General features: G+C 67.0%; 5 protein-coding genes. 2 read left to right on the top strand and 3 right to left on the bottom strand.

What is annotated here, in order from left to right; all coding sequences use genetic code 11:
* Positions 1-586: 586 nt before the first annotated feature.
* Genes G6O69_RS39560 through G6O69_RS38625 form a run of 3 tightly spaced genes read right to left on the bottom strand, consistent with a single transcriptional unit; the run spans position 587 to position 1835 of the window.
* Complete coding sequence (locus G6O69_RS39560; protein WP_217910182.1) at positions 587-727, bottom strand: hypothetical protein; 141 nt, start codon at positions 725-727, stop codon at positions 587-589.
* Positions 688-1119, bottom strand: coding sequence for a hypothetical protein (locus tag G6O69_RS38630; protein ID WP_176397415.1), 432 nt, complete (start codon positions 1117-1119; stop codon positions 688-690). The genes G6O69_RS39560 and G6O69_RS38630 overlap by 40 nt, the downstream gene beginning before the upstream one ends.
* On the bottom strand, positions 1041-1835 hold the full coding sequence (locus G6O69_RS38625) for a hypothetical protein (RefSeq protein ID WP_176397414.1): 795 nt from the start codon (positions 1833-1835) through the stop codon (positions 1041-1043). The genes G6O69_RS38630 and G6O69_RS38625 overlap by 79 nt, the downstream gene beginning before the upstream one ends.
* 38 nt (positions 1836-1873) lie before the next feature.
* On the opposite strand from G6O69_RS38625, the gene G6O69_RS38620 reads away from it, so the two are divergent.
* Together G6O69_RS38620 and G6O69_RS38615 are read left to right on the top strand one after the other, a co-directional pair.
* Positions 1874-2440: a hypothetical protein gene (locus G6O69_RS38620; protein ID WP_176397413.1), complete on the top strand. Its 567-nt coding sequence runs from the start codon at positions 1874-1876 to the stop codon at positions 2438-2440.
* On the top strand, positions 2400-2894 hold the full coding sequence (locus tag G6O69_RS38615) for a hypothetical protein (protein ID WP_176397412.1): 495 nt from the start codon (positions 2400-2402) through the stop codon (positions 2892-2894). Before G6O69_RS38620 ends, G6O69_RS38615 begins: the two co-directional genes overlap by 41 nt.
* The last annotated feature ends 691 nt before the right edge of the window (positions 2895-3585 follow it).

Here is a 3585-nt window from a genome sequence, read left to right as displayed (position 1 = left end):
CGCGCACAAAAGGGCCAGCAGGGGACCCTCTGGGCGAGTTTTGCATACGTACCCAAACTTCGGAGCGACACCACACGCAAAGGCCAAAAACCCTCTCACAGCCACCCCGTCGGAGTCCGCAAGCCTGTCTGAGCCCAGAGGGTCCCCTGCTGGCCCGTGCGCGTGCTCGTCGTCACCACCACCTCCTAAAAAGACCAAGACCCTCCCCGCCATCACCACCACCCTCCTAAAAAGACCAAGACCCCCAACAAAAAAAGGCCCCCCCGAAACCGAGGGAGCCCCAACCCCGCAGGGCCCCAGTACCCTAAAGCGGGATCTCCAAAGGCGTAAACCCGTTCAACTCACTCGACCCAGTCTGAATCGAAGTCATCCCCCCCACGGCGGCGCGCTCTCGTTCGGATCACAAGGCGAGTAATCCGGCGTCGTCAACACCGCCCCACAGTTCCCGTCCGTACACTCCCCGACCTGCTCCACCACAGCCCCTCCAGCCCGCCCCCCGAGCCAAACCCATCTCCATAGGTCCCCGGCAGCGTATACCCATTTTGGAAGTCGAAGGCCTGACCGTCCTCGACCACCAGCCGGAAGGTCACCTCATAGGTCGCCCCCCGTCGTACACCCACTCGTTCGCCTCGTCGTCGTACCAGCGCGAGTCGCAGCTCTGCTCCCCGGGCTCGTAGATCGTGAAGGTCACGTAGAACACCTCCACCGCCTGCTGGATCCCATCCACCGCCAGCCCGTCACCGAGATCGCCGGCGCACGGATCGGCCGCGCCATCTTCGAGAACGCCCGCGTCTCCACCTCCGTCGAGTCGTCCGGGTAGGTCAGCGTCCGCGTCCGCGAGATCTGGTTGAGAGGCAGGCGCATGAAGTGCGAGTGATCCCCCGCGGCCGTCGCCGGCGCGTTCGTGGGGATGTCGAAGCCCGCCGCCTCGTTGGGCGAGCGGTGGTCGTCCGCCAGCAGGTAGATGCTGCTGTGGAAGTCGTTGTCCTCGTCGCCGCCGTCGACCGCGGCATCGCTCGCGCTGCCGGACACCAGCGCGATCAGGAACTGATCCCGATCCTCCTCCGCGAGCAGCTCGCCCGGATCTTCGATGCTGTCGATGCGGTTGTTGGCGACCACCGCCGGCGGTAGGTGAACACGTCACCCTTGGTCCCGACCGAGCCGATCGCGTTGATCGTGCACGAGAAGTCCCCCGTGCCCTGGCAGGCCGGGAAGCGGAACGCCTCCGTGGCCAGCGCGTAGCCCTGACCGTCCTTGGCCCAGGTCCCGCCGCTGTCCGCCGCGTGCGGGAAGCTCGACACGTTCGAGGTCTCCGTGGCCAGGTCCCAGCGGTACAGTCGGCCCGCCGGATCCGCCACGTAGGCCTCCTCCATCTCGCCCCAGTAGCGCGACAGACAGTGGGAGGACACCGCGATGTCCGAGACCGCCGCGACGTCCTCGTCCGTGTCGTAGGTCGTCCCCGAAGCCGGCGGCGCGAGGTAGGCCTTCTCGGTCACCGTCTCACCGGTGATCGCGTCGACCACCCACATCACCCGCCCGCGGTGAGCGTCGCCCACCCCGTCGCTGTAGCCCGAGCCGAACACCAGGTAACCCTTGGGCTCGAGCGACATCTGATGGTTGGGCACGCCGTAGGTCAAGGCCGGCCGCGACCAGGTCTCGCCCAGCGTGTCCGCGTAGTCCCCGGCGATCCCCGAGGTCGAGCTCGTCCACAGCACGTCGAAGGGATCGTCGTCCTGCAGCCGGCCCATGTGCGCCACGTCGATCGCGACGATCTCCGAGCCACCCGCGCCCAGGGCGCGGGTGGCTCGGAGATCGTCGCGATCGACGTGGCGCACATGGGCCGGCTGCAGGACGACGATCCCTTCGACGTGCTGTGGACGAGCTCGACCTCGGGATCGCCGGGGACTACGCGGACACGCTGGGCGAGACCTGGTCGCGGCCGGCCTTGACCTACGGCGTGCCCAACCATCAGATGTCGCTCGAGCCCAAGGGTTACCTGGTGTTCGGCTCGGGCTACAGCGACGGGGTGGGCGACGCTCACCGCGGGCGGGTGATGTGGGTGGTCGACGCGATCACCGGTGAGACGGTGACCGAGAAGGCCTACCTCGCGCCGCCGGCTTCGGGGACGACCTACGACACGGACGAGGACGTCGCGGCGGTCTCGGACATCGCGGTGTCCTCCCACTGTCTGTCGCGCTACTGGGGCGAGATGGAGGAGGCCTACGTGGCGGATCCGGCGGGCCGACTGTACCGCTGGGACCTGGCCACGGAGACCTCGAACGTGTCGAGCTTCCCGCACGCGGCGGACAGCGGCGGGACCTGGGCCAAGGACGGTCAGGGCTACGCGCTGGCCACGGAGGCGTTCCGCTTCCCGGCCTGCCAGGGCACGGGGACTTCTCGTGCACGATCAACGCGATCGGCTCGGTCGGGACCAAGGTGACGTGTTCACCTACCCGCCGGCGGTGGTCGCCAACAACCGCATCGACAGCATCGAAGATCCGGGCGAGCTGCTCGCGGAGGAGGATCGGGATCAGTTCCTGATCGCGCTGGTGTCCGGCAGCGCGAGCGATGCCGCGGTCGACGGCGGCGACGAGGACAACGACTTCCACAGCAGCATCTACCTGCTGGCGGACGACCACCGCTCGCCCAACGAGGCGGCGGGCTTCGACATCCCCACGAACGCGCCGGCGACGGCCGCGGGGGATCACTCGCACTTCATGCGCCTGCCTCTCAACCAGATCTCGCGGACGCGGACGCTGACCTACCCGGACGACTCGACGGAGGTGGAGACGCGGGCGTTCTCGAAGATGGCGCGGCCGATCCGTGCGCCGGCGATCTCGGTGACGGGCTGGCGGTGGATGGGATCCAGCAGGCGGTGGAGGTGTTCTACGTGACCTTCACGATCTACGAGCCCGGGAGCAGAGCTGCGACTCGCGCTGGTACGACGACGAGGCGAACGAGTGGGTGTACGACCGGGGGCGACCTATGAGGTGACCTTCCGGCTGGTGGTCGAGGACGGTCAGGCCTTCGACTTCCAAATGGGTATACGCTGCCGGGGACCTATGGAGATGGGTTTGGCTCGGGGGCGGGCTGGAGGGGCCTGTGGTGGAGCAGGTCGGGGAGTGTACGGACGGGAACTGTGGGGCGGTGTTGACGACGCCGGATTACTCGCCTTGTGATCCGAACGAGAGCGCGCCGCCGGTGGGGGGGATGACTTCGATTCAGACTGGGTCGAGTGAGTTGAACGGGTTTACGCCTTTGGAGATCCCGCTTTAGGGTACTGGGGCCCTGCGGGGTTGGGGGCTCCCTCGGTTTCGGGGGCCCTTTTTTTGTTGGGGTCTTGGTCTTTTTAGGAGGGTGGTGGTGATGGCGGGGAGGGTCTTGGTCTTTTTAGGAGGTGGTGGTGACGACGAGCACGCGCACGGGCCAGCAGGGGACCCTCTGGGCTCAGACAGGCTTGCGGACTCCGACGGGGTGGCTGTGAGAGGGTTTTTGGCCTTTGCGTGTGGTGTCGCTCCGAAGTTTGGGTACGTATGCAAAACTCGCCCAGAGGGTCCCCTGCTGGCCCTTTTGTGCGCGTCTTGG

Source organism: Pseudenhygromyxa sp. WMMC2535 (assembly GCF_011083025.2).
The sequence above is the reverse complement of the archived record's forward strand: the minus strand, read 5'-3'. Positions and strand labels throughout refer to the sequence as shown.